General features: G+C 74.1%; 1 protein-coding gene. It reads right to left on the bottom strand.

What is annotated here, in order from left to right:
* Positions 1 to 35: 35 nt before the first annotated feature.
* Entirely contained in the window at positions 36 to 1,241 is a 1,206-nt protein-coding gene (locus tag DQW06_RS10960) for a cation:proton antiporter (RefSeq protein ID WP_117198391.1), read from the bottom strand.
* Positions 1,242 to 1,374 lie beyond the last annotated feature (133 nt).

Below are 1,374 nucleotides of genomic sequence, written 5' to 3'. Positions count from 1 at the left end.
CCGTCCGCACCGTTCGGTCGGCCCGGAGGCAGGGGCTAACGCTCCGCCTCCCCCGCCGCGGTCCGGGAGCGGCGCAGCAGGGCGCCGCCCACCTGGGGCAGGACGAGCACGCTCAGCACGCCCGCGCCCAGGAGCGCGGCGGCGGTGGCGCCGTCGAGGGCGCCCGTGTCGGTCCCGATCGTCGCCAGGACCGCGATCAGGGGCAGCGCGGTCGCCGAGAACAGCGCCAGGGGGAGCCGCTGGCGCCCGGGGACGTCGCCCCGCGACAGCAGGTACTCGGGGCCGCCCCGCACGACCAGGAAGGCCGCCAGCAGCAGGGGGACCAGCAGCAGCGCCACCGGGTCGGCCAGCAGGGCCGACAGGTCGAAGCGCACCCCCGTCACCACGAAGAACACCGGTATCAGGAAGCCGAAACCGACGGCGTCCATCTTCGACTCCACCCGCTCGACCGAGCCCGGATGGTGGGTGGTGAACATCAGCCGCACGATGATCCCCGCCGCGAAGGCGCCCAGCAGCGCGTCCAGCCGCAGGCTCGCCGCCAGCCACACGAACAGCACGATCACCAGGATACACAGGCGCACGGCCACCTGGGTGCTGGAGCCGAGGGTGGCCCGGATGAGCCGCGTCAGCCGCTCCGAGGGCGGACGGGTCGCGCGCCAGGCCGAGAGACCAGCGAGGACGAAGAACCCGACCAGCAGCAGCGTCGCCTCCAACGGGCGGTAACCGCTGAGCAGCAGGGTGATCAGCACGATCGGCCCGAACTCCCCCATCGTCCCGGACGCCATGAAACGGGCACCGAAGGCGCCCTCCAGCCCCCCGGAGTCCCGCAGGATGGGCAGCACCGTGCCCAGCGCGGTGGTGATCAGGGCCAGGCCGATGATCAGGGCCGTCTGGGAGGCGCCGAACAGGGCCCACCCCGTCCCCAGCCCGAGGGCGACCGAGCACAGCCAGGCCAGCGCCGCCCGTCGCAGCGGCCTGCCCCTGATCCGCGCGAAGTCGACCTCGTACCCGGCCATGAACATGAGCAGCGCGAGCCCGAGGTCGGCAAGCATCGCCACCGTCTCGGTCTCGCGGACCAGCCCGAGGAGGGAGGGCCCCAGGACGATGCCGAAGACGATCTCCAGCACGACCGAGGGGACGACCACGAACGCGGCCAGCCGGTCGGTGACCAGCGGGGCGAGGAAGGCCGCCATGAGGATCAGGAGCAGCATGCCCAGTGTCTGCGCGGCGTCGCCTTCCATGTCCCCCCGTTCCGCGGAGCGGGGCCGCTCCGGCCGTGGGCACACTACGCGCGGTCGGCGCGGCACGGCGGCAGACACGCGGGCACGGGAGGCACACACGCGGCGCGGCCGCGGCCCGGGGCCGGGAGGGCGG

Source organism: Nocardiopsis sp. TNDT3 (assembly GCF_003427465.1).
In the GTDB taxonomy this organism is placed as follows: Bacteria; Actinomycetota; Actinomycetes; order Streptosporangiales; family Streptosporangiaceae; genus Nocardiopsis; species Nocardiopsis dassonvillei.
Note: the sequence above shows the minus strand (reverse complement) of the source record. Positions and strands in the feature narration are given on the sequence as shown.